Genomic DNA, 23,467 nt, shown 5'->3' on the forward strand with positions numbered 1-23,467 from the left:
GCGCCGCCGCCGCTACAAGGATGCCGAACAAGGAGTTCCGAAGATGACGACAATTCCGGCCGGGCGGCGACCTGGGAGCATCCCGAGGGGACTTTCCACAACCGCCCCCATCATATTCTCCTACGGCTTCCGGCCATTCTTTCTCTCGTCGGCACTCTGGGCGGCTGCCGCGATGCTGTTATGGATGGCAAGTCTGGCCGGACTGATCGACGTGGCGGTTTCCTACGGCACCCTCCATTGGCATGCACACGAGATGCTGTTCGGTTATGCAAGCGCCGTGCTCGCCGGTTTCCTGCTGACCGCAGTTCCCAACTGGACCGGCAGGCTGCCGGTGTCCGGTTGGCCGCTGGTCTTCCTGTTTCTCGTCTGGGTCTCCGGCCGGCTGGCGCTGCTTCTGTCCGACCTTATCGGCACCATGGCCGCCATCCTGGCCGACAGCGCCTTTCTGCCCCTCCTCCTCGTCATCTGCGTGCGCGAAGTGGTCGCAGGACGGAAGTGGAAGGATCTGAAGGTCATCACCGGCCTGATCGCCCTTTCCACTGCAAACATCCTGTATCATCTGGCGGTGGCCGGCGGGCAGCACCCATCCATCGGGATCAAGCTTGCCCTCTCGGCCTATACCGCAATGATCCTCATTGTGGGCGGCCGAATCATCCCGAGCTTCACCCGCAACTGGATCAACAAGACCGGTCGGACGGATTTCCCCGCCGCCTATGACCGGTTTGATACGGCGGCCATCCTGTGCGGGGTCGCCGCCCTGGCCGCCTGGATCGTTCTGGACGACGGAAAGCTTGTTGCGGGGGCGGCAGGACTGGCGGCGGCCATGCAGGCTATCCGGCTCGCACGCTGGCGGGGCTGGACCACGACCGCGGAAATGCTGGTGACAATCCTGCATATCGCCTACCTGTTCGTCCCGCTGGGGTTCCTTGCGATCGGCCTTGCAGCGGTGAACCTCTTCGACCAGACCTCTGTTATCCACGTCCTGAGCGTCGGAACCGTGACCACGATGATGCTCGCCGTCATGACAAGGGCAAGCCGGGGCCATACCGGACGGGTCCTGACGGCGTCGCGAACAACCGTCGCTTGCTATGCTGCAATCGTGCTCTGCGCCCTTCTAAGGCCAAGCGCCGGCCTCTTTCCGGAATTTACCAGCCTGATCTATTCGCTGTCCGGGGCCGCATGGCTTGCCGCTTTCGGCCTGTTTGTCCTCGAATACGGACCGATGCTGACCCGCGTGCGGCGGCGGGTGGTGGAAGGATAAAGGAATGTTGGCTTGCGGACGCTCCGCTCTGGAGGAGCGTCCGCTGGCGTCCGGTCAAGGTGCGATTTCGATCTCGCCTTCCATCCTGGTGATCTCGAAATCGCTGATGATCACGTCAAGGCGAAGTCGCCACCGCCCGGGTACGGGAAGCACGATATCGGGCACCGCCCAGCCGTCCTTGCCTTTCTCGGCCCGGCGCCTTATCGGCTCGATCTCCGCCCCCGGGTTCGACAGCACGAGCGTTACTTCCTGAGGATCGAGCGGCGACCGGTCGCTTTTGGCGATGACCGCGGAGATCGCGACCTCCCCTACCCTGTCCGGCGTGATCCTGACGTCAGCCACAGCCTTGCCGGTCTCCAGGTGAACGACGGCAGTCCTCTGGACTTCGGCGATCAAGGTGCGTGGAGGCGGCGTGAAGCGCCACGTCGCGGCCACTGCGAAAATGAGAAGCAGGATGACGGTCTCCGCAGCGACCGAACGAACGAGCTGGCGGATCGCTGCAGGCTCCCCCTTCTCCGAACCGGAGGTGAGTTTCCACCGGTTGACGGCTGCCAGGGCAAACAGCAGGACGAGCAGCCCGAGCTTGACGAGGAATACGATCCCATACGCCGTCGTGACCAGCCCAGCCAGAGTGCGGACCTGGACGACGGCAAGCACGCATCCGGCTACCGCTAGAACCAGGACGGCCCACGGTATGAAGAAGGAGAAGCGGTGCAACGCCGCGCCGGCCGCTTCTTTGTCTTTTCCGAACTCGGCCAGGAGCGGCAGCAGCGCGCCGGCCCAGACGGCTATGGCCGCGACATGCAGGAAAACGGCCGGGCGCATCAGCCATTGCGGGTCTGCCGCACTCGCGTGCCCGCTGAGGCAGAGGGCAAATGCCGCGGTTATGACTGCGGATATCGATATCCAGCGGGCATCCCTGCCCCGACCGCTGGCCAGAGCGAGCCCCGCAAGCGCCAGGGCCGCGATCGCAAAAATGACGGTCGGCCCGAAGCTCGTGGCCATTCCCGCCTTCCAGACAGCCGGCACGAAGAGCCGCGAAACAGGCTCGCCCACCGTATCGAGGCCCTGGAAGCCTGCTGAAAGCAAGGCGCCCGCAAAGCCGGCGCCGAGGGCAGCAAGCACCTGCCTCAACGCATTCCCGGAACCGTCCGCGAACCAATGGATGGCAAAAGCGCCGCCGACCCCGAAGAAGAGACCGACATAAAGCGCCACCTTGCCGATCCAAAGGCCGGCGCGGACCGGCCAGTCGATATCGGCAGCAGTACCCCGAGCGCTGGCGTTTGGCTGCCCGATCGAGAAGACGACCGAGCCGCCGATCGGATGGCCATCCTCCGAAACGACCCGCCAGGAGAGAAGATAGCTCCCGTCCGAAAGGTCGTCCGGCGGGGTAATTTCGACCGTCCTGTCCTTCAGGACGAAGCTTTTGAGCGTGACTGAACTGCGGTCCGGCCGCGTGAGCTTGAGGCTGGTCGGCGAGACAGGCTCGCTGAATGTCAGAGCAATCACGCGCGGGGCCGTGGACACGACCGAGCCATCGCGCGGCTCGGTCGTGTTGAGGGATGCATGGGCGGATGCCGCCGCCGTCATGACCGACCACAGCAGGATCGCAGATACGAACCGCTGCAGAGTACCGGTCAGTGAAAGTGCCTTGTAGCAAAGCGGCGTCATCGGCCTTCATGCTCCCGGATGGATCGATCGCTTAGTTGCCTGTCTTCTGAAGAAGCTTGACGCCCGGGGCCGGGAGTTCGAGGTCCGACGCCTTCTGGCCTGCGGCCGGCACTTCGATCCAGCGTTCCTTGAGGCCTTCCGGGCACTCCTGGATCACCGGAAAATAGAGCATGTCACCGGCTTTCAGATCCACGGCAATCGTGCCCCGCAGCACGAACTCCTCATACTCGTCATCGCCGAGGTTACCGCCGCTCCAGACCACTTCCTTGACCCCTTCGGTGACGGGAGAGCCGTGATTGTCATAGGCCTTGGCATAGGCGCCCCTGACCTTGTCGAGCATCCAACCAGCCTTCGGCTGCGGCTTCACTCCGTAAAAGCCTTCCGGAATCTGGACGCGCACGGTGTTCGTCGGCTTGCCCTCGCAACCGTGCGGCACGCGCAGCACGGCCTTGTAGGTCGAACCTAGAGGAGCTTCCTTTGCTTCCAGGGTGACGTGCGCCAGAGCGGCGGTGCTGCCGACCATGAGGATGGCGGCGGTTGTCGTGATTGTCTTCAACATGTGAATCTCCATGCTTGGCCGCGCGTTGGACGGCCTGTTTTTCAGGTGCCGGCAGCCGAGGAGGCGCCGGTCCGGGGTGGATTGATGGTTTGAAACGGTGTCCCGCCCTTGCTCCGATCCCGCCGGCCGTCGGGGATGCGATACACGGCTTTTGCCGCGTCATCGCCGTTTGGCCGAAGCGAGTTTAGGGAACAGAGAGGTGCCCCACTTGGAGCGCCCGGCGTTCCTTGAGATTCACCAGCCACGCTTCAAGTCTTTGGTTCGCATGCCGTGTCGCAAGACGGTGACGTTTTGCGCGGCACGCTTTCAGGCTGCCGACGGTGGCGCGCGGGGATTTCCGGGAGAGGTCTCGGGCCGTTCGAAAGGACCTATATCCGTTTCGGCCGGAACCGGCTTGGAGGTGGCCTCCAGCCGGTTGCTCAGAAAATTGTCGGAAAACTGCGGTGCGAGCGCCGGAGCGAGAACGCTGCATGCCTGGGTGCAGCACTCGGGCAGTTTTGGACCGTCCTTGTGATCGGATTGGCCGCTACCGCCGGCATGGGTAATGCAAAGCGGGTTTCCAAAATCATCGATGACAGGAGCTGCGACCGCTGAGCCGAGAAGAACGGAGCCAAGCACCATCTGCACGACGAGCGCGTAGGCCGCGATCGACGCGAACACAACACTCCAGCCAGGCGCTCTGCGGTTCTTCACGGTCCCCTCATCAGTTGCGGCCAGCCGCCGATGTCCGATCTGGACATCCGTTATTGGCACGGCACAGTCAGCTCTGTCTATGCGCCCTTCCGCCACAGCGTTCTTTGATGCGCGTCAACTCGCCAGCCTGTCGCGATCAAGGGTAACGCCAAGACCAGGCGCTCCCCTCCCTCCTGCTAGATCGTTTCGGTCGTCTGGACCCGGGCCGCCTTGCGGGTAACGTGGATGAAGGCGAACACGAAACCGATCGCCAGCAGGAGCACGATTGTCGGCGCCGGGGCGCTGTCGATGAAGAAGGACAGGTAGACGCCGGCGAACGAACCGGTCACGGCAATGGCGATGGACAGGATCAGCATGGTGCTGAACTTGCGGGTCAGCAGGAAGGCGATAGCTCCCGGTGCGATCAGCATGGCGATCGAAAGGATGATGCCGACCGCCTGCAGGGCACCGACGATCGTCAGCGAAATGAGAGCGAGAAGACCGTAGTGCAGGAAATTGACCCTCAGTCCCACGGCCCTTGCCTGCGCCGGATCAAAGGCGTGCAGCAGGAAGTCCTTCCATTTCACACCGAGAATGCCGGCCGTGATCGCCGCGATGACGGCCGCCTCGCCGATGTCACGCCAGGAGATGCCGAGCATGTCGCCGAACAGGATATGATCGAGATGCACGTCGGACTGGATCTTCACATAAAGGACGAGGCCGAGCCCGAACATGCCGGCGAACACGATGCCCATCACCGTGTCCTGCTTGATGCGGCTGTTTTCCTTCAGGAAGCCGGTGGCGATGGCGCAGAACATGCCGGCGGCGAAAGCGCCGATCGCAAGAGGCATGCCGACGATATAGGCGATCACCACGCCGGGAAACACGGCATGGCTGATCGCATCGCCCATCAGCGACCAGCCCTTCAAAACAAGGAAGCAGGACAGAAGCGCCATCGGCACGGCCATCAGCACCGAGATCAGCAGCGCGTTGACCATGAAGCCGAACTGGAAGGGTGAGAGAAGCGTATCGACAATGGTCATGGGGCCTCCTCCAGCGCCTGGGCTGCCCGCCTGCGCGCCGCCAGCATCCCGTGCTTCGGCGCCAGGAAGAATGCGATCAGGAAGATTGCCGTCTGCAGCACCACGATGATGCCGCCGGTCGCCCCGTCGAGGAAATAACTCGCATAGGCGCCGACAAAGCTGGTGACCGACCCGATGATCACCGCCAGAACAAGGAGGCGCGGGAAACGATCGGTCAGGAGGTAGGCGGTCGCGCCGGGCGTGACCACCATACAGACGACCAGGAAGGCCCCGACCGTCTGGAGCGCGGCAACCGTCGAAGCCGACAGAAGAGTGAAGAAGACGATCTTGAGCGCGGTCGGATTGAGCCCGATCGACCGGGCGTGGCTCTCGTCGAAGAAGGTTACCATCAGGTCCTTCCATTTGACGAGCAGAACAGCCAGCGACACGAAGCCGATGATGGCGAGTTGCAGCGTGTCCTCGGGCGTGATGGCGAGGATGTTGCCGAGCACGATCGTCTGGATGTTCACCGCCATGGGCCTCAGCGAGATCATGAACAGCCCCAGCCCGAAGAAGGAGGAGAAGATCAGGCCGATGATGGCATCTTCCTTCAGCTTGGTGCGCTGGTTGAGGAAAAGCATCGTGGCCGCTGCAAGCCCTCCGGAGAAAAAGGCGCCTATCGAAAAGGGAAGCCCGAGCATGTAGGCGCCTGCCACGCCGGGAACGATCGAATGCGAGAGCGCATCGCCGATCAGCGACCAGCCTTTCAGCATCAGGTAACAGGAAAGGAAGGCGCAGACACCGCCGACAAGCGCCGAGACCCACATGGCATTCAGCATATAGTTGTAGGTGAAGGGTTCGATCAGAACGGCGATCATTCGCGGCCTCCGCCTTCCTCGTCCGATGCGCGGTTGGTCGCCTTCCCGCCCCGAAGCACCAGGGGCCGCTCATCGTCACTGATCAGGCCAATCGACGTCGATCTTCCGTTCTGCGCGTCGCTGAGCACAAAATGACGCAGCACGCCCCCAAAGGTCTTTTCCAGGTTTTCCTGGGTGAAGGTCTCGACCGTCGGCCCGTAGGCGAGCACCGTGCCCTTGATCAGGATGGTTCGGTCGCAGAATTCCGGCACCGAGCCGAGATTGTGCGTCGAGACCAGCATGACGCGGCCCTCGTCGCGCAACTCGCGAAGCAAGCTGATGATCTGGTCCTCGGTCTTGACGTCAACGCCGGTGAAGGGCTCGTCGAGCATGATGACGTGGCCGTCCTGCGCCAGTGCGCGCGCCAGGAAAATCCGCTTCTTCTGCCCGCCCGACAGTTCTCCGATCTGACGCTTGCGGAATTCGCTCATGCTGACACGGGCCAGCGCCGTCGCCACGGCCTCGTGATCGGCGGCTTTCGGAATGCGCATCATGCCCATATGGCCATAGCGGCCCATCATGACGACGTCCTCGACCAGCACCGGAAAGCTCCAGTCGACCTCTTCCGACTGCGGCACATAGGCGACGAGGTTCTTGCGCAGCGCCTCCTTGACCGACATGCCGAGCACCCGGATGTCGCCTTTCGCCAGGCGCACAAAACCCATGATCGCCTTGAACAGCGTGGACTTGCCGGAACCGTTGACCCCTACCAGCGCGGTAATCGTTCCCTGAGGAATACTGAAGCTCGCATCCCGTATGGCCGTATGGCCGTTGCGGTAGGTCACGGTCGCGCCATCGACCATGATTCCGTCAGAGCCGGAAGGAGCATGGTTCGGCCAACGGGGTTGAGCATTCATGGGAAACATCCTCTTGAAAACGGCAAATGCACGCGCCCACCCGCCGGATCGCGAATGGGCGCACGACAGATATCAGGGCGAAGCGGACAGGCCCTTGGCGATAGTATCCGAAGTCACCTTCAGCAGATCGAGATAGGTCGGAACCGGGCCATCGGCCTCGCTCAGCGAGTCCACATAAAGAACGCCGCCGTATTTGGCGCCGGTTTCCCGCGCCACCTGTTCGGCTGGCTTCGGCGAGATCGTACTTTCCGAGAAAACGACACCGATCCGGTTCTTGCGAACGGCGTCGATCACCTTGCGAACCTGCTGCGGCGTGCCCTGCTGGTCGGCATTGATCGGCCACAGATAAAACTCCTTCAAGCCGAAATCGCGGGCGAGATAGGAAAAGGCGCCTTCGCTCGTCACAAGCCACCGCTTGTCTTCCGGCACCCTGGCGAGTTCTGCCTTGATGGGATCTATGGCCGCCTTGATCTTCACCTTGTAGGCTTCGGCATTGGCCTTGTAGATCGCGGCATTCTTCGGATCGTACTTCACGAAGGCATCGCGGATGTTGTCGACATAGATCAGCGCCGCGGTGGGAGACATCCAGGCATGCGGGTTGGGCTTGCCCACATACGGGCCTTCGACGATGCCCATCGGCTCGACGCCTGTCGAGACCACGACGCCCGGCACGGCCTTCAGGTTCTGAAAGAACTTCTCGAACCAGAGCTCGAGATTGAGCCCGTTCCAGAAGACGAGCTTGGCGCCCTGCGCCCGCTGGATGTCGCCGGGTGTCGGCTGGTAGTTGTGGATTTCCGCACCGGGCTTGGTAATGGATTCGACGACCGCGGCGTCGCCGGCGACGTTTTTCGCGATGTCTGCGATCACCGTGAAAGTCGTCACCGCCTTGAACTTGTCCTGAGCCGATGCCGGCATGACCGTCAGAACGGCGGCGAACGCCGTTCCTATCATTCCAGTCAGGACCAGCCATCGTATCTTGTCAAGCATGCACGCCTCCTTTTGCGAATAGGACTTAGTTGCAATCAGTGTTCGGAATGGCCTCGTCGCAGCTCGGGATCGCCTGCAACAACGATGGGCACTCTCGTTACATTCATATTCTGCAATTGCGAATGAATTGCAACAAGGATTCGCAGCGGAGGACAAAATGATTACAGCCTTGCCTGACGGGATGACGTGGCGGTATCGGCGAGGGACGCTGACTACGATGCCGTCGTCACTCCGACGCCGCCCCGGGGTTTAGATAAAACATCGGAACAAATTGGCTCTCGCCGCAGTTCCGTCGATTGTCGTGTGAGGAGGCCCCATGACGGTCGATAAATCCAGTTCTCATGTTCGTTCGGAGGTCGTGGATCTGATACCTGCGCTCAGATCCTTCGCGCGCCGGTTTCACCGGACGCCGAGCGACGTGGATGATCTCGTGCAGGAGACCCTTCTCAGAGCGCTGGCTAATCTCGACAAGTTCCAGCCGGGCACCAGCCTGAAATCCTGGCTTTTCACGATCATGCGCAACACGTTCTGCACGAAGTTTGGCCTTGCCAAGCGAGAGGTGATCGGTCTGGGAGAAGGCATTTCGGCACAGCCGTCGGTCCAGGCGCCCCAGGAATGGTCGGTCCGCGCCCGGGAACTTGAAAAGGCATTTTCGGAACTGCCCGCTCACTATCGCCAGGCCCTGGATATCGTCCTGATCCAGGGAGAGAGCTACGAGGTTGCAGCACGACGTTGCGACTGCCCGCTCGGTACCATCAAGAGCCGGGTCAACCGCGCCCGCATTCATCTTGCGGCTCAGCTCGGCGATAACAACTAATTACAGCGACCGCACGACCTCTTGAATCCTGGCGGTCAATAACCAAATCGATTCTGCTTCTTTTTCATCCGGCATGTGAAAGGAGGAGATCATGAACATCCCGGAAATGCCGTTCCGCGCGCCGGTAAACATCCGGTTGCCGAACGGCCTGGACCATACTTTCCACAACGTCTACGACGCGTTGGACTTTCTCGAGAACGAATGGCCCCTCAAGCGTGGGGAGCGTTATGACCGCGCCGTCCAGAGATGCCGGGCGGCGCTGAAGAGGATAGCGCCAGTCGAGATCGCCCGCGAAGCCTTCATCGCGGCATGCCTGGAAGCCGGCATGCCAATGGTGGCGGTTGCAACGGGAAGATCCTCATCGACCAGAGCGCTCCCGTTGGCTGTTCCCGCCTGACCAGTCCCCTTGGGTGGGGAGGCTGATTCAACGGCCTCCCCTCCCAGCCGGCCCCTACCGCGGCACCGGCCACTTTGCATGAGAAGGAACTTGTCTACCGATGATGGCACTGCTCCTGGTATTGGGTGCCCGAGGCGGCGGGCGCTGGTTCCCTGCGGCTGGGCACACACTCTTTCACGGCCTTCACGAATTCATCCGGATCGCACGGTTTGTCGATCCACCTGCATTTCGTGCCCATGTACGGGTGATTTCCACTGCCGTCCTACCGAATGGACGATATATGGAACGCCGCGCTGGTTGAGAACGGCGGCGATGGCGTCACATGGCTCGTCTCTGAGCCGGGTTTCTATCACGGCAAGCTTAGGCGTGTTCTTCTGAAGCCACTCGGCCGCGGCAGCGCAGGAGGAGTGCGTGCAGATATTGTCAAACCCGGCCTGATGAAGCAGCTCCTCCATGTAAATGGCGATAAGAGCCTGGTCTTCCAGCAGCAAGACCGGTTCGTGTCCCGGGTTCTCCATTTTTACGCCCTCCAGAAATGAAGAGCCATGAGATTACTCTTCATGGAAAAAAAGGGGCGGAGCGTCTGCCAGCGTACGCAAAAACACCTGGAACAACAGGATGCTATACAATCGACAACCGTCCGTCAGTTCAGGGCATGGCGGCCGGAAGCCGTGGGCTCCCGCCCGACCTCAGCGAGAGCCATGTCCGCCGCAGACCCCCCAGAAAAGCGAAACCGACTGATAGCCTTGTTGCCGGACGATGAGTTCCGCAGTGTCGCCGCCGCGCTTGAGCCCGTCGATCTCGATAGAGGTTTTATCATCGTCAAGGCAGACAGGCCGATCGACTATGTCTATTTCCTCAGCAACGGGATCGGGTCGGTCGTCACCATCTCGTCGGACGGTCAGCGGGCTGAGGCTGGAATGTTCGGCCGCGAGGGTTTTTCGCCGACTTCCGCCGGCGTCGGCGGTACGATCAGCGTCCACGAAGTGCTGATGCAGGTCGAGGGACATGGGTTTCGCATGCCACTCGACGCCGTCATTCGGGCACTCTCGCAACATCCGGTTTTTGCCAATCTCCTCGCCAGATTTATCCAGACCTTTGCTTCGCAGATATCCTATACGGCGCTTTGCAACGTCACCTACCAGGTCGATGAACGTCTCGCACGTTGGCTGCTGATGTGCCACGACCGTGTGGACGGCGATGAGATCGCGCTGACGCATGACTTCATCTCGTTGATGCTGGGCGTTCGCAGACCCAGCGTCACCACCGCCTTGCTGTCCTTGAAGGCAAGAAACTCATCCGTGCGGAACGCGGCCGCATCACCATCCGGGACAGGAAGGGCATGGAGGAATTCGCGGGCAATGCCTACGGCAAGCCGGAAGTGGAATTCCGTCGCCTTATCGGCGAATTCTGAACCGGTCTCAGCGTTTGAGCTGGCCTTCGATCACCTCGTGGAACGAGATGACCAATTGCAGCGCGTCCGCTTCGTCGCGTACTTCCATATGCTCGTTCAGGATCATCAGTCCTCTCTTGATCTTAGCCGCCACCAATTCCCGGATGGCATTGACGGCGCTGACCCGCGCATCGTCGAGGCTGGCGAACTCGTCGCCCTCCTCATCGAGGACCGTCTCATCGTTACGCCGGATATGGAAGAAATAGCGTGTCATGTCGGTTCGCTCGGTGAGTGACTGCCTGCCCTGCCTGAAAGCTCGATCGACGGCAAATCTAACGCATCTGATGCGTCAGAAAAGATCTCTCATCAGACGCCGGTATTCCTCTTCCGGCCTTCCATACGCATCATGCGCAAACTCTTCGAGAGCGGCCCGGTTGCGAATGGTAATGTGACCTCTCTCGGACTTGATGAATCCATTGCCTTCAAGCACGTGCAGAGCCGTCGTCACGCTCGGCCGGCGGACGGCCAGCATCAACGAAATGAACTCGTGAGTGAGGTTGATTTCATTGCCAGGAACCCGATCATGACACATCAGCAGCCAGCGAGCCAATCGTTCCGTGACGTCATGAAGAGCGTTCGATGTGGCCGTATAGGCCAGCTGAATCGAAAACGCCTCCAGCGAGCGGATCATCACCTTGGATAGGCTCCTGTTCCGCTCCATCCAGCCGCGGAACGCATCGTAGTCCATCCTGTAGCCATCGCCCTCCAACTGCATGCCGACGTCGTGCGCGTTGATCTCCGCGCCCGCGACAGCCGAGGTGGGGACATACCCATCAAGACCAAACAGGCCTGCTTCGGCGCGATGACCCTCGGGCGTCGTTGCGACGACGGAACCTATCCCGGACGTGAGAAAATAGACATATTTGATGGGCTTTCCCATTTCGCCGAGCAAGCTTCCTCTCGGAAGGACGACATGGGCCAGGTCCGGCGCGATCTGGTCGTAGTCGGCTGGAGGAAGCAACGCCAGAAGCTTGTTCGGCATATTGAATTGCAGAGGCGCGGCCATGTGTGCTTCCCACGATTGGGGGCAAGAGCACACTGTAACCCTCAGCCGTTCGCGCCCTGTTTAGTCTGCGAACGATAAGATGAAGTCTACTCCTTTGGATCTTCGCCAGCAAGCTTTGCACGCTGGCGTCAGGTAGGGATGCAGCGAGCGGCCAGCACTTCGAGCGTCCGCTAGCGTACCGGAACGACACGACAGCCTGCTGGATTATCTGGCGTAAGGAGGGAGCTACGAATGACTGTCGTCCCAGGTACGCCAAATCCCGATAGCCAGGAAGACGTGAACCCTCGGGTGGACGATCTCATCCCCTGGGTTCACCGTATGGCGCGTCGTTTCGTCCGCTCCGACGGGGAAGCCGGTGCACTTGCCGATCGAACGATTATAGAGGCCAAACTTCAACGTCCTCTGAGGCAAACGAGCCAGGCTCTTCGCCTCCAGCTGTTCAGGCTGATGCTAAAAAATTTCGCGGCACATCCATCGACCGAACGAAACCAATCCTAATGCCGGACGCCGCTGTCGTATTGCTGAAGCAGTTCTTCGACAATGTCTTTGATATCTTCGGGCCGAACTCCGAGCACGTAAGGGCCCTTATGTCCGAGAACCCGCTCTTCACGGACCACGAAGACAAATGGAACCGAAGCCGCTTCAAGCTGCTCGGATATTCGAAACATGAAATTGGCATCCTCCGTGGCATCGATCAGCACGCCATGGGCGGCCCGCACGAGGCCCATTTCGAAAGCCGACGGCAAGACGGGGCCTCGCAACCCGACCCCCGCTTGTTTCCAGGCATCGCGAATTTCGGAAGAAACGATGTTCTTGTTCCCGATGACGATCATTCGGTACGGCTTCACCTGTGATCCTGCTAGACGCGAGGTTTCTACTCATCCATCACTTACCTATCGCAAACTGTAGTGGAAGTCGGAAGTTCGCTGACAGGTCCACAATTTTCGCAAGCGCCGCAATGGTCGCGGACTACCGCACCTTCGTCAACGGACATCGCACCGTCGTCTTCCCGGCAAGTCCGGGTTCAGCGGTGGCGAAGCCTATGCCTTCCGGCGAACCGGCGTCGACCGACGGAGGATGGTTCTGCAAAGTTTGAGTTGACCGTTTTCGATAGCGAGGCGACAGTTCAACCTGCAGCAAGGCAGGAGGAAAAACGATGGACGAGACAGATCGCTGGCGCCATATGGCAAGCGCGCCGAAGGACGGTAGCCGGATTTTGGTCACCATCCGGCCGTCCGAACAGGGGCCGGCAGAAGTTGACCTCGCGTACTGGTCGAATGGCGATCAGTTCGGTGGAGAAGGCTGGCGCGCCTCTGATTCCTCGCCCGGCCACATCATCGAATACGCCGAGCCGGAATTGAAGTGTTGGATGCCGATGCCCTCGGCCAGCCTCAATCGCCTTTCGCTGCCCTCACCCTGGGAAGGCCGCGACACTCAGCAGTTCGACGGGTCAGGGATTTAGGAAATAGCGCAGACGTCCGCTGTCATCTGCGCAGATCCGGAAATCGACCCTCCACCGGAAGACGTTCCTTCTCGAAGTCACAGAAACAGCGGATGCGTCGCGTAGCCGCCGGTCGAAACTATGTGGCGCTCGAAGACTTGCCGTTTTGGCTCCCGCTCCCGCCTGGAGGGACCTCTTCGCCGATGAAGCCGAGGTATGCGCGATGCAACTTTTCCACTCCTTTGGCGAGTTGATCGACGGACATGGAGGCATAGCCAAAGATATAGCCGGCTCGCTCGTCGCTCGGCGATGAGAACAGGCGAGCGATGGGATAGATTCCAATATCGTGGCTTCGGGCAATATCCGCGAAACGCGCCTCTTGTCGGCCGGAAATGGTGTTGAACCACACCACGACGTGAAGTCCCGCAGTGGTGCCAACGATCTCGATGTCGTCCACAAAAGCGCTGGTCATCGACGCCAAGAATACGGCGCGTCGCTCTGCGTTAAGCCTCCGCATCCTCCGGACATGCCTCTCGTAGGCACCGGTCTCGATCAGCGCGGCGAGAGCCTCCTGTTCGAACGTGGATGTGTGCCGATCGGCAATCCGCTTGCATTCGATGAAGGCCTCGACGAGTGGATGCGGAAGTATGACGTAGCCGAGCCTGAGCGTCGGCGACAGGGTTTTTGAGACCGTTCCGACATAGATGACGCGCCCTTGCCCCGAGAGATAGAGAGGCGGAATGGGGCTGACATCGTACCGATACTCACTGTCGTAGTCATCCTCGATGACATAAGCGCTCGCCGACATGGACCACTCCATCAAGGCTTGGCGATGCGCAGCGGGCAAGACTCCTCCCAGAGGAAACTGGTGGCTTGGCGTCACATAGGCGACCGCGATGTCGCCAACCTCGGGAAGCTTCGTGGTATCTATCCCCTGAGCGCCACAAGGTACGGCAACGATGTTTGCTCCGACGGCATGCATCACGTTCTTGACCATGGCATAGCACGGGTCTTCGACCACGACACGGTCGCCGGGATTGACAAGAACCCGAGCGCATAGGTCCAGCGCCTGCTGCGATCCGTTGACGACGATGATCTGGCCGAGATCGCAGCTGATGCCCCTTGACCGCCAGACATAGCCCTGCAACGCCTCCCGCAAGGATCGGCTTCCAGCGGGATCATCGTATCCCAATCTGTCGCGATGCCTGAGGAAGGCGGTATTCAGCGCTTTTCGCCAGGGGCCCTTGGGAAAGTCCTCTGCGGCAATATCACCGTAGCGGAAATCGAATTTGAGCGGCAGCCTGCCTGCGATGCTGTTCGGCGGCAGAGCCATCGCACGAGTTGCATAGGCGGAAAGCGGGCGAGCGGGGATCGCCGAACAGTCGGGCGGATCAACCTGGCTCAGCCGACCTGCTGAAGCGACACACGCTTTCCGTCCCTGCTGCACCCGGACATATCCCTCCGAAACAAGTTGGTCGAATGCGGCGGTCACCGTCGTCCTCGAAACCCCCAGTTCTTCCGCAAGCGAGCGGCTTGAAGGCAGAGCGTCACCGACACCATAGACGCCAGCCTCGATCTGCTTGAGCAGGGAATGATAGATACGGCGCGTCGCTCCGGTCCTGCGAGACCCTTGCCTGTACTGGACCAATGAAAATCTCCAAAACTGGCAGTTTAGTTTGTACCAATGAACTGCAATAGGTCGCTTGCAGTCAAGTCAATCGTCACCGGTAGCAATTGCATCTTTCGATGCTGGATAGGGTTTAAAGGGCTTCAAGGAATGAATTCCGACCTGCATCAGTTGCTCATAGTCTATGCGGCATATGTCATCGCCGCGGGTAGCCCCGGCCCCAGCAACATGCGCATCATGGGCGTGGCGATGGCGCGCGGCAGAGGCGCTGCGCTCATGCTTGCCTCCGGCGTTGTCAGCGGCTCTATCTTCTGGGGTCTGATGGCCTCGACGGGTATCTCCGCCTTGTTGGCCAGGTATGCCCAGGCGCTGATCGCTCTCCAGATTTTCGGCGGCTTGTATCTGCTGTTTCTCGCCTTCAAGGCGGGACGTTCAGCGCTGATGTCGAACGAGAAGCTGGCGGCGCGCGTGTCGGCGGATGAAGTTGCTCTTTCTCGGGCCGCGCTCTACCGGCGAGGCCTCCTGATGCATTTGGCGAACCCGAAATCCGTGCTGGCATGGATCGCGCTGGTCACGTTGGGTATCGGCCCGGGTTCTTCGTGGGAAAGCATCGCCGCTATATTGGGTGGCTGCGCCGTCTTGAGCGTCGCGATCTTCTGTGGCTACGCCATTGTCTTCTCCACAGCGCCGATGGTGGCTCTGTACCGCCGCTGCCGCCGTTGGATCGAAAGCCTGCTGTCGCTGTTCTTTGCGTTCGCGGGGCTGCGCTTGCTGCTCTCCCGTATTTAGTTACGAAAGGTTCGATAATGACTTTGTTCCATGGCCTGTCTGCGTTCCCCCTGACCCCGACCGATACTGAAGGGCGCGTCGACGCCGAGGCGCTGGCCCGTTTTCTCGAGCGTATCCATCACGCGGGTGCAGATTCCATCGGGCTGCTCGGCAGCACGGGTGGCTATGCATACCTCACGAAGGAAGAGCGCAAGCGTGCCGTCGCGGTTGCCGTTGAATGTATTGGCGGCAAGACGCCTCTTGTGGTGGGTGTAGGAGCATTGCGCACCGACGACGCTCAGGCTTTGGCGCGCGACGCCAAAGCCGCCGGCGCCGACGGCCTGCTCCTGGCGCCGATGTCATACGTTCCCCTGAACGAGGACGAAGTCTTTCAGCATTTCGTCGCTGTGGCCGAGGCGGGGGAATTGCCTTTATGCATCTACAACAATCCCAGCACCACGCGCTTCACGTTCAGCGATTCGTTGATCGCCCGGCTGTCGGAAGTGTCCAACGTGGTCGCCGTGAAAATGCCTCTGGCGGCAGGTGACGATTACGCCGGGGAACTCGCGCGCCTGCGACAGATCACCCCTGGCAGGTTCACGATCGGATATAGCAGCGATTGGGGGGCGGCCGATGCCTTGCTTGCCGGATGCGACACCTGGTACAGCGTTGCGGCAGGCCTGCTGCCAGGCCCGGCGCTTGCGCTGACGCGTGCAGCGCAGGCCGGCGACATTGTCGAGGCCGCGCGGTTGAACAAGGCTTTCGAACCGCTCTGGACCTTGTTCAAGCGCTACGGAAGCTTCCGCGTTATGTTTGTCATTGCGGACCTCCTGGATCTGGCGCACATCCAGCCGCCACGTCCGGTGTTGCCGTTGCCGAAAGACGCCGAAGATGACGTCAGGCTGGCATTGGAGATGATCGAGGGCGCGGGCCGGCAGAGGTTTTGATGTGCCGGACGCGGATTCGGGGACATCGTCCACATCTGCCTTTGCTCAGCGGCGGTTCCGAACTAGGCCAGCTCGACGGACCAAGCTGGGTCACTCGGCTTTGCACGATCTCGGGGCTCAGCATCGGGCCTCAGCAACAAAAAACTCCCGGAGCTAAGCTTCGGGAGCTTTGTAAAGTTTGGTTGCGGGGGCCTGAGCGCACGGAGGCTTGCAGATATTTTTCTCTTTAACAGGTTCGAACCACCGACAAGTCGGGTCGGAGTTCCAATCTAGAAAGACCGAGCCAGCGAGACCTCAGCTCATCCACTGCCCGCCATCAACATTGTAACATTGCGCAACAACGTAGTTGGCATCCGCGGAGGCCAAAAATACTGCCATTCCGGTGAGGTCTTCCGCCCTACCCATACGTCCGAAAGGAACGGCAGCGGCGACTTCCTTTTTCTTTTGCCCAGGAGCTTTGTTTTCGTATTTGGCGAAGAAGGCGTCGACGCCGTCCCAGTGCTCACCGTCAACGACGCCTGGAGCGATGGCGTTGACGTTGATCTTGTGTTCGATGAGGTTCAATGCAGCCGATTGAGTGAGGCTGATGATTGCCGCTTTTGTGGCGCAGTAGACCGCCACAAGCGGCTCTCCTCGGCGGCCCGCCTGGGATGCCATGTTGATGATCTTGCCGCCCTTGCCTTGTGAAATCATCTGCTTCGCGACGGCCTGCAGCATGAACAGCGAACCGTAGACGTTCACGTCGAAGACTCTCCGGTAGTCGGCCTCAGTGATTTCCACGATCGGGGCCGCCGTGAAGAGCGCCGCGTTGTTGATCAGGATGTCGATGCTCCCGAATGCACCCGCCACCTTGGCGACAGCCTCGTCAATGCTCTGCTTGTTCGTGACGTCGACCTTCACCGCGATGGTGCCATTGCCAAGGTGCATGGCAGCGGTTTCCGCACGGGCGATGTCGATGTCGCAGATTGCCACGCCCGCACCTTCGGCAATGTATGCTTTGGCAAAGGCAAGGCCGATGCCTCGCGCGGCTCCCGTGATGATGGCTGTCTTGCCCTCCAATTTTCCTGGCATCTAAAACCTCCGACGTCTGTTCCGGTTATCTGAATGTTTCAGAGCATTTTTGGGAAATGCTCGAGGAGATACCGTTGAAAAAAGCCCTCTATGAGGTCTGCAGTGCGGCCATCGAGATTGCCTGCATCTTCCTGCACGGACATTTCTACAGGAAGCCCGTGGTCTCTCAGCCTATGACAGACGCTAAGATTTGCCGGCAGATCGGGGTCCCGGAAATCGCTGATAACAAGGATCGGAGGCCATTCGAAAGGGAGGGTTAAGCCGCTCTTTAAACGTATGGTAAAGGGGGACATCTGCACTGCAGCGATTTCGGTGAGACGCCGTAGAAACCCTTTGGCGCGACCGCTAACCACGATTGCGCCCGGCAGAGGTTCGCCCTTGAATGCGTCGCCGATGAGGTCGGCAAGGGCGTCCGGGTCCTCCTGCGATCGCAAAACCACTCCCACACAGGTAGAGTTGACAGTACGCTCGAGCTCCTGCCAGGCGGCCTTCAATGAAACGGTTTTGTCAGGCGAGTGGGGCGCCACGGGGACGGCACCCGCGCGTCCACGAACAAAGAACTGGTAGACTCCTTCATCAGGAACCTCCAAGACCGCGCAATGCGTCTGCGCAAAACCTGAAAACGCGATATTACGAGCGCCGGATGACAATGCTATTTTGCTGAGCACGATAGACCTCCCCGAAGACTGCTGAAGTCATATCGTGAGGCGATGGGGCGAACTAGCGTCTCGGATGCGCGAAAATGACGCTTTTATATCCGTTTTCATTTCGCGATCAGGGGTTCTCGCGATCACTTAAGACAATATCACGTCGGTTCCCGAGATCGCCTGAACTGGCGGTAGCGGCGCGGAGGCATTCCTCGAAGCTCCCGAAAGGTCTTGTTGAAATTCGACAGGTTCCAGTAACCGACCTCGGCAGCGATTTCCGTCACCGCCAGTTCGCTCCTGTCGAGAAGCTCACAAGCCTTGGCCATGCGCAGTTCGCTGAGGTATCTGCTGAACGTGGTCCCGGTGTTCTTCTTGAAGAATCTCGAGAAGGAGGTTTCTGTCATGCCGGCCATTTCAGCAGACTGATGAAGGCGGACGTCGTTTCTGTAGTTCACGGACATCCACGTGAGGATGTCGCGGAGGACGTGGTTGGTGGGGACATCGATCTGGGGTGCGAAATTCTCCGACGACAGCAACTGCCGCTCGTCGCTCGTCGAAAGAATATGCAGAAGAGCGAAGAACAGTGACAGCCGCTCCAACCCGCACTTGCTTCCGATAGCTTCGACGATCTCCGCCCCCCTGCTTCTTGTTTCTCCCGTGAAGGCCAATCCGCGACGGGCAAGGAGCAGGAACTGCTTCAGTTTCGTCAACTCCGGAAACGGGCCTGCCGCTTCCATGATCCTGTCCTCGTCGAACTGAAGGATCACGTCCCGGCTCTCCACCTTCTCGCCCGCCGCGAGCGGCGTCACCCAGTTGTGGGGAAGGCCGCGTCCGATGATGAAAAGATCGCCATCCGTGAACGCGCCTATATGGTCGCCCACGTGGCAGGTGCCTCCAGCATTCTTGACCAGGTGTATCTCGCACTCGGGATGGGCATTCCACACGCTCCAGGAAAGGGGATAGTCATCCGTTCGCCAGACGAAACACTCGGTTGGTGGCGGAACGATTGGCTCATAAACGGGTGGGCGCTCCTGCCTACGCATCATTGTGAGGCTTCTCCTTAAAGAATTAGACGACCTCTGCGTCGTGACCAGCACCAGACACGACCGCCGGTGTTTCCAGTCCTGCAGATGGGCTGCAGCATTTCTGCCTGCAATCCATTCATCGGGCGAGCAGACGATGTTGTCGTTGCTTCCGTCGGACATCAAGCCTTGAACAGAAACCATCGTTCGGAATGGCCTCAGCCGCGGAGTGCTTCAACAACAACTTTGAACGCCGGCGAATTCTGTCGCCTGCTCGGGTAGTAGAGGTAGTATCCGGGAAACGGCGGCGTCCAGTCATCGAGAATCTGCACCAATTGTCCGGAAGCGAGTTCCCGCTCAACGAGGTTCTCCGGCACATAGGCGATGCCGTAGCCATTGACGGCAGCGTCGATCATTGCATAGGAGGTGTTGAACGTCAGTTGTCCGGCAACGCGCACCCGAAGCTCCTGGCCACCCTTCTCGAACTCCCAGCCGTACAATCCGCCCAACTGCGACTGCCTATGGTTGATACAGTCATGGCCGACTAGATCCTGCGGTGTTTCAGGGACCGAACGGGCCGCGAAATACTTGGGAGACCCGACGGCGATCAGGCGCCAATCAGGCCCTATTCGGACGGCAATCATGTCCTTGTCCACGCTCTCGCCGAGTCGTACGCCTGCGTCGAACTTCTCTTCGACGATGTTCCTGAAACCGTTATCGCTGTTCAGCTCGACCTTGATGTCGGGATAGTCCCGCAGTACCGGCCGCAGTTTCGGCCAGACGACGCTTTGCAATGCATGGTCCGATAGGGTTATCCGTACAGATCCCGACGGCTTGTCCCTGATTTCCATCAGTTCGTCGATCTCGGTTTCGAGTTCTTCAATTCGAGGTGCAAGCGAACGGATGAGCCGCTCACCCGCTTCCGTCGGGACGACGCTGCGAGTGGTCCGGGTCAGGAGGCGCAGTCCCAATCGCGCTTCGAGCTTCTTGATCGTATGACTGATCGTCGACTGCGATGTGCCAAGCTTCGCAGCCGCCTTCGTAAAGCTCCGCTCTTCCGCAACTGCCAGAAACCAAAGCATGTCGTTGAGATCTTCCCGCTTCATGGCCGCCTCATAACATGATGATTGATATCATTAGCCGATAAGTCCAAGCGAATTGCAATGGCTAATCATCGAACTGAGGCCGGCGTATGTTGCCGCCATGACACAGCAAGCTCTCACACGATCCGACTTTCAGGATGACGACAGGAAACTGGACCCGTTTACAACCGCCAGTTCGGCTATCCCGAACCCCGCCTGGGGCGCAGTTGTCTCGATGGCCTTGTGCGTTGCTGTCCTGATCGCATCGGAGTTCATGCCGGTCAGCCTCCTGTCGCCGATCGCCACCGAACTTGGCGTCACGGAAGGCCGCACCGGCCAGGCGATCTCGGTTTCCGGTATTTTTGCTGTCCTCACGAGTGTCTTCGTGGCCGGTCTGACGCGGGGACTGGATCGGCGGTTGGTCCTCGCATCATTCTCGTTGATCCTGATGGTCTCCGGGACGATCGTCGCCTTTGCTCCGAACTATGTCGTGCTGATGATCGGGCGCGCGATGCTGGGTATCGCCATCGGTGGCTTCTGGTCGATGTCGACCTCGATCGTCATGCGACTGGTTCCCGAAGACTCAGTACCCAAGGGACTGGCTATGCTGAACGCGGGCAATGCCGTTGCCGCGACAATCTCCGCGCCGCTGGGAAGTCTGCTCGGCAGCTACATCGGGTGGCGAGGCGCCTTCTTTGCGGTCGTTCCGCTCGCCCTTCTGGCGCTCGTGTGGCAGTGGGCCAGCCTACCGTCTTTACTACCGCGTCGCAGCGAGAGGTCGGCCAATGTCTTCCGGCTTCTTCTTCGCCCTCAAGTCGCGCTCGGCATGGGATCGATCACGCTCCTGTTCATGGGGCAGTTCGCCTTGTTCACCTATCTGCGGCCATTTCTGGAGACCGTGACAGCCGTGTCGATATCCACGCTTTCCCTGCTGCTCCTGTTGATGGGCTTGGCGGGGGTCGCCGGAACATACATCATCGGCCATCTGCTGCAGAAGCGCCTGTTCAGCATTCTTGTCGTTATCCCACTGATCATGGCCGTGATTGCACTGGGGCTGGTCGCACTCGGTTCATCTTCCGCCTTCACCGCAATCCTTCTGATCGGCTGGGGTCTGTTCGGCACGGCCGCACCGGTTGGTTGGGGCACCTGGCTGAGCCGCACCATGCCTGACGACGCGGAGGCAGGAGGTGGGCTTCAGGTCGCAACCATCCAGCTCGCCATTACGCTTGGAGCTTCAACAGGCGGCGTCCTGTTCGACGCCATCGGCTGGTGGACCACCTTCCTGTTCGCCGCAGCCCTGTTGGCCGGCTCTTCCCTTCTCGCTGCGGCAGCATGGCGTTCGTCACACCGCTGAACATCAACAGCGTACCATCGGGATCATTTTCCATCGCATTACCACTCAAGGAGACTTGCAGATGACCGTCGCAACAAACCAGGACGACGCACAGACCACGAGCACCGGGATCGACCGCCGCCACTTGCTCAAGATGGCAGGCGCTGGCGCAGCGGCTCTCGGCGCCATGTCCATCCTCGACACCACTTTCGCAAAGGCCCAAGACATGTCCAAAGGCGCATCCAACTTTTATACCAGTGATCGCGTGACCCTGCAGAAGGTCGGGTTCAAGACCCAGGATCAGACCAATGTTGCGGGTAACCTGTTTCTCCCCAAGGACATCGACCAGGCGCTGAAAAATCCGGCAATTATCGTCGGCCACCCCATGGGAGCGGTGAAGGAGCAAAGCGCAAACCTCTATGCCACCAAAATGGCCGAGCAGGGTTTTGTCGCGATGTCGATCGACCTTCCGTTCTGGGGCGAGAGCGAAGGACAGTCGCGCAATCTCGTATCTCCCGAGGCCTATGCCGAAGCGTTCAGCGCCGGCGTCGACTTCCTCGGTTCGCACGCGTTCGTGGACCGACGGAATATCGGCGCGATCGGGGTCTGCGGTAGCGGCAGCTTTGTTGTCAGCGCCGCCAAGATCGATCCGCGCATCAAGGCGATTGCCACGGTCAGCATGTACGACATGGGCGCTGCTTTCCGCGATGCGCTCAACAAGTCGCAGACGGTCGAACAGCGCAAGCAGTTTATCGCGATGGCCGCCGAACAGCGCTGGGCCGAGTCCGATGGCGTTGAAATCCAGTATATCGGCGGCACCACGCTCGAACTGAAGGCCGATACGGATCCTGTCCAGCGCGAGTTCTACGACTTCTACCGGACGCCGCGTGGCGAGTTCACACCTGCTGGAGTGGCCCGACAGACGACGACGAAGCCGACTCTGAGCAGCAGCGTCAAGTTCATGAACTTCTATCCTTTCAACGACATCGAGACGATCTCGCCCCGCCCGATGCTGTTCATCTCTGGCGACCAGGCCCATTCGAAGGAATTCAGCCAGGACGCCTACAATCGGGCTTCGGAGCCGAAGGAACTCGTCTGGATCAAGGGTGCTGGCCATGTCGATCTTTATGACCGCGTCGATCTCATCCCCTTCGACAAACTGAAGGGCTTCTTCGACCAGCACCTCGTCTGAAACCAGGAGCCAGGAAGTCAACTGACGCTTCTTGGTGCCATCCCCACCTCGTCTCGGCTGATGTCTGTTCGACATTCGGTCGAGACGCGCGGGAAGACTCCAATCCCAAGCTTAGCACTCTGTGCAGCGGCAAACCCATATCGGCCGCTCTTAAAGGCGGCGGACCGAGCAGACGGGCGTGATGCCCTTTCACGATCCACTTAAAGGGTAAAGCCCATGAAATTCTTTCACTGGTCCGGCTTGGTGGTTGCGCCCCTCGCAGTTGTCCTGACAGGCTATTTGGTCGTCGAGACCGAGCTATTGCGAACCTCAGCGCTTGCGGCATCCAACTCGGTTACGTTTCCGCCTCTCGAACAGCTCGAGCATTATACGACGGTCCGACGGGGGATCACCCGCGAGCATATGCTGACGAGCCCTGCCGCTCTCTCGGCGCTCAAAGCCGGGCAACCTGTTCCGACTGGCAGCCATATGGTTCTCGTCGATTATCAAAGCGACGTTCTGACGCGCTATCTCGTGGCACAGAAGATCGGAGCCGGCGCAGATCAATGGGAATACCAGTGGTTCTGCCGGATCGGACCGTCAAGGCCGACGAAAATGTCGCCCGTTGCTACTCCTGCCATCGTTCGCGTCAGTCCGAACAATTCATGTTCACGCTGAGCGGCGCCATTTCCGATGATGATCCGCTTTGACGCCGACGAGGTACTTGAATGCTTCGATT

Annotated in this window: 25 protein-coding genes and 1 pseudogene; 11 read left to right on the forward strand and 15 right to left on the reverse strand. The window is 59.9% G+C overall.

Going from position 1 to position 23,467, the window contains the following annotated elements:
- Window positions 1–43 precede the first annotated feature (43 nt).
- Window positions 44–1,261 carry an NnrS family protein gene (locus tag ACSQ3G_RS16885; RefSeq protein WP_436110859.1) on the forward strand — a complete coding sequence of 406 codons (1,218 nt, stop codon included), beginning with the start codon at window positions 44–46 and terminating at the stop codon, window positions 1,259–1,261.
- A gap of 54 nt (window positions 1,262–1,315) precedes the next feature.
- Here the strand turns inward: ACSQ3G_RS16885 and ACSQ3G_RS16890 are convergent, their stop codons facing one another.
- The 7 genes from ACSQ3G_RS16890 to ACSQ3G_RS16920 form a co-directional block, all read right to left on the reverse strand.
- Window positions 1,316–2,932: a copper resistance CopC/CopD family protein gene (locus ACSQ3G_RS16890; protein ID WP_436110860.1), complete on the reverse strand. Its 1,617-nt coding sequence runs from the start codon at window positions 2,930–2,932 to the stop codon at window positions 1,316–1,318.
- A 31-nt stretch (window positions 2,933–2,963) separates the two neighbouring features.
- A complete protein-coding gene (locus tag ACSQ3G_RS16895) occupies window positions 2,964–3,491 on the reverse strand; it encodes a YcnI family copper-binding membrane protein (protein ID WP_436110861.1) in 528 nt (175 codons plus the stop codon).
- Window positions 3,492–3,797: 306 nt separating this feature from the next.
- The gene (locus tag ACSQ3G_RS16900; protein ID WP_436110862.1) at window positions 3,798–4,184 is read right to left on the reverse strand and encodes a hypothetical protein; all 387 of its coding nucleotides are present in this window, start codon (window positions 4,182–4,184) and stop codon (window positions 3,798–3,800) included.
- A gap of 176 nt (window positions 4,185–4,360) precedes the next feature.
- On the reverse strand, window positions 4,361–5,206 hold the full coding sequence (locus tag ACSQ3G_RS16905; RefSeq protein WP_436110863.1) for a metal ABC transporter permease: 846 nt from the start codon (window positions 5,204–5,206) through the stop codon (window positions 4,361–4,363).
- Window positions 5,203–6,063 carry a metal ABC transporter permease gene (locus tag ACSQ3G_RS16910; RefSeq protein WP_436110864.1) on the reverse strand — a complete coding sequence of 287 codons (861 nt, stop codon included), beginning with the start codon at window positions 6,061–6,063 and terminating at the stop codon, window positions 5,203–5,205. Before ACSQ3G_RS16910 ends, ACSQ3G_RS16905 begins: the two co-directional genes overlap by 4 nt.
- Window positions 6,060–6,959 (reverse strand): manganese/iron ABC transporter ATP-binding protein, encoded by a 900-nt coding sequence (locus ACSQ3G_RS16915; RefSeq protein ID WP_436110865.1) that lies wholly within the window; start codon window positions 6,957–6,959, stop codon window positions 6,060–6,062. Before ACSQ3G_RS16915 ends, ACSQ3G_RS16910 begins: the two co-directional genes overlap by 4 nt.
- Before the next feature lie 72 nt (window positions 6,960–7,031).
- Window positions 7,032–7,910 carry a metal ABC transporter substrate-binding protein gene (locus ACSQ3G_RS16920; RefSeq protein ID WP_436111732.1) on the reverse strand — a complete coding sequence of 293 codons (879 nt, stop codon included), beginning with the start codon at window positions 7,908–7,910 and terminating at the stop codon, window positions 7,032–7,034.
- A 352-nt stretch (window positions 7,911–8,262) separates the two neighbouring features.
- Here ACSQ3G_RS16920 and ACSQ3G_RS16925 point away from each other — a divergent pair, with 352 nt between their 5' ends.
- A complete protein-coding gene (locus ACSQ3G_RS16925; RefSeq protein WP_436110866.1) occupies window positions 8,263–8,763 on the forward strand; it encodes a sigma-70 family RNA polymerase sigma factor in 501 nt (166 codons plus the stop codon).
- Between the two features lie 91 nt (window positions 8,764–8,854).
- A complete protein-coding gene (locus ACSQ3G_RS16930; protein WP_436110867.1) occupies window positions 8,855–9,160 on the forward strand; it encodes a DUF982 domain-containing protein in 306 nt (101 codons plus the stop codon).
- Between the two features lie 191 nt (window positions 9,161–9,351).
- Here the strand turns inward: ACSQ3G_RS16930 and ACSQ3G_RS16935 are convergent, their stop codons facing one another.
- The gene (locus ACSQ3G_RS16935; protein WP_436110868.1) at window positions 9,352–9,678 is read right to left on the reverse strand and encodes a response regulator; all 327 of its coding nucleotides are present in this window, start codon (window positions 9,676–9,678) and stop codon (window positions 9,352–9,354) included.
- A 183-nt stretch (window positions 9,679–9,861) separates the two neighbouring features.
- Between ACSQ3G_RS16935 and ACSQ3G_RS16940 the strand changes: the two are divergent.
- Window positions 9,862–10,574 (forward strand): annotated as a pseudogene (locus ACSQ3G_RS16940) (Crp/Fnr family transcriptional regulator).
- Window positions 10,575–10,581: 7 nt separating this feature from the next.
- Here ACSQ3G_RS16940 and ACSQ3G_RS16945 read toward each other — a convergent pair.
- Window positions 10,582–10,827, reverse strand: coding sequence for a DUF6894 family protein (locus ACSQ3G_RS16945; RefSeq protein WP_105404479.1), 246 nt, complete (start codon window positions 10,825–10,827; stop codon window positions 10,582–10,584).
- 75 nt (window positions 10,828–10,902) lie between these two features.
- The gene (locus ACSQ3G_RS16950; protein ID WP_105404480.1) at window positions 10,903–11,619 is read right to left on the reverse strand and encodes a Crp/Fnr family transcriptional regulator; all 717 of its coding nucleotides are present in this window, start codon (window positions 11,617–11,619) and stop codon (window positions 10,903–10,905) included.
- A 497-nt stretch (window positions 11,620–12,116) separates the two neighbouring features.
- On the opposite strand from ACSQ3G_RS16950, the gene ACSQ3G_RS16955 reads away from it, so the two are divergent.
- On the forward strand, window positions 12,117–12,473 hold the full coding sequence (locus ACSQ3G_RS16955; RefSeq protein WP_436110869.1) for a hypothetical protein: 357 nt from the start codon (window positions 12,117–12,119) through the stop codon (window positions 12,471–12,473).
- A gap of 302 nt (window positions 12,474–12,775) precedes the next feature.
- Window positions 12,776–13,081, forward strand: a complete 306-nt coding sequence (locus ACSQ3G_RS16960) for a hypothetical protein (RefSeq protein ID WP_046604592.1) — start codon at window positions 12,776–12,778, stop codon at window positions 13,079–13,081.
- A 118-nt stretch (window positions 13,082–13,199) separates the two neighbouring features.
- Here the strand turns inward: ACSQ3G_RS16960 and pdxR are convergent, their stop codons facing one another.
- On the reverse strand, window positions 13,200–14,708 hold the full coding sequence (gene pdxR / locus ACSQ3G_RS16965; RefSeq protein ID WP_436110870.1) for a MocR-like pyridoxine biosynthesis transcription factor PdxR: 1,509 nt from the start codon (window positions 14,706–14,708) through the stop codon (window positions 13,200–13,202).
- Window positions 14,709–14,837: 129 nt separating this feature from the next.
- Between pdxR and ACSQ3G_RS16970 the strand changes: the two genes are divergently transcribed.
- The gene (locus ACSQ3G_RS16970) at window positions 14,838–15,476 is read left to right on the forward strand and encodes a LysE family translocator (protein ID WP_436110871.1); all 639 of its coding nucleotides are present in this window, start codon (window positions 14,838–14,840) and stop codon (window positions 15,474–15,476) included.
- A gap of 17 nt (window positions 15,477–15,493) precedes the next feature.
- Window positions 15,494–16,402 (forward strand): dihydrodipicolinate synthase family protein, encoded by a 909-nt coding sequence (locus ACSQ3G_RS16975; RefSeq protein ID WP_436110872.1) that lies wholly within the window; start codon window positions 15,494–15,496, stop codon window positions 16,400–16,402.
- A gap of 294 nt (window positions 16,403–16,696) precedes the next feature.
- On the opposite strand, the gene ACSQ3G_RS16980 is transcribed toward ACSQ3G_RS16975, so the two are convergent.
- The 4 genes from ACSQ3G_RS16980 to ACSQ3G_RS16995 all read right to left on the reverse strand — a co-directional run bounded on the left by ACSQ3G_RS16980 (window position 16,697) and on the right by ACSQ3G_RS16995 (window position 20,248).
- Window positions 16,697–17,473: an L-iditol 2-dehydrogenase gene (locus tag ACSQ3G_RS16980; RefSeq protein WP_436110873.1), complete on the reverse strand. Its 777-nt coding sequence runs from the start codon at window positions 17,471–17,473 to the stop codon at window positions 16,697–16,699.
- Between the two features lie 38 nt (window positions 17,474–17,511).
- On the reverse strand, window positions 17,512–18,141 hold the full coding sequence (locus ACSQ3G_RS16985) for a hypothetical protein (RefSeq protein ID WP_436110874.1): 630 nt from the start codon (window positions 18,139–18,141) through the stop codon (window positions 17,512–17,514).
- A gap of 137 nt (window positions 18,142–18,278) precedes the next feature.
- Complete coding sequence (locus tag ACSQ3G_RS16990) at window positions 18,279–19,001, reverse strand: AraC family transcriptional regulator (protein WP_436110875.1); 723 nt, start codon at window positions 18,999–19,001, stop codon at window positions 18,279–18,281.
- 359 nt (window positions 19,002–19,360) lie between these two features.
- Window positions 19,361–20,248, reverse strand: coding sequence for a LysR family transcriptional regulator (locus tag ACSQ3G_RS16995; protein ID WP_436110876.1), 888 nt, complete (start codon window positions 20,246–20,248; stop codon window positions 19,361–19,363).
- 97 nt (window positions 20,249–20,345) lie between these two features.
- Here ACSQ3G_RS16995 and ACSQ3G_RS17000 point away from each other — a divergent pair, with 97 nt between their 5' ends.
- The 3 genes from ACSQ3G_RS17000 to ACSQ3G_RS17010 all read left to right on the forward strand — a co-directional run bounded on the left by ACSQ3G_RS17000 (window position 20,346) and on the right by ACSQ3G_RS17010 (window position 23,406).
- Window positions 20,346–21,578, forward strand: a complete 1,233-nt coding sequence (locus ACSQ3G_RS17000; protein WP_436110877.1) for an MFS transporter — start codon at window positions 20,346–20,348, stop codon at window positions 21,576–21,578.
- Window positions 21,579–21,639: 61 nt separating this feature from the next.
- On the forward strand, window positions 21,640–22,749 hold the full coding sequence (locus ACSQ3G_RS17005; RefSeq protein WP_436110878.1) for an alpha/beta hydrolase: 1,110 nt from the start codon (window positions 21,640–21,642) through the stop codon (window positions 22,747–22,749).
- A 216-nt stretch (window positions 22,750–22,965) separates the two neighbouring features.
- Window positions 22,966–23,406 carry a hypothetical protein gene (locus ACSQ3G_RS17010; RefSeq protein WP_436110879.1) on the forward strand — a complete coding sequence of 147 codons (441 nt, stop codon included), beginning with the start codon at window positions 22,966–22,968 and terminating at the stop codon, window positions 23,404–23,406.
- Window positions 23,407–23,467: the final 61 nt, after the last annotated feature.

It is taken from the genome of Neorhizobium tomejilense, from assembly GCF_964254135.1.
GTDB classification, from domain to species: Bacteria; Pseudomonadota; Alphaproteobacteria; order Rhizobiales; family Rhizobiaceae; genus Neorhizobium; species Neorhizobium tomejilense.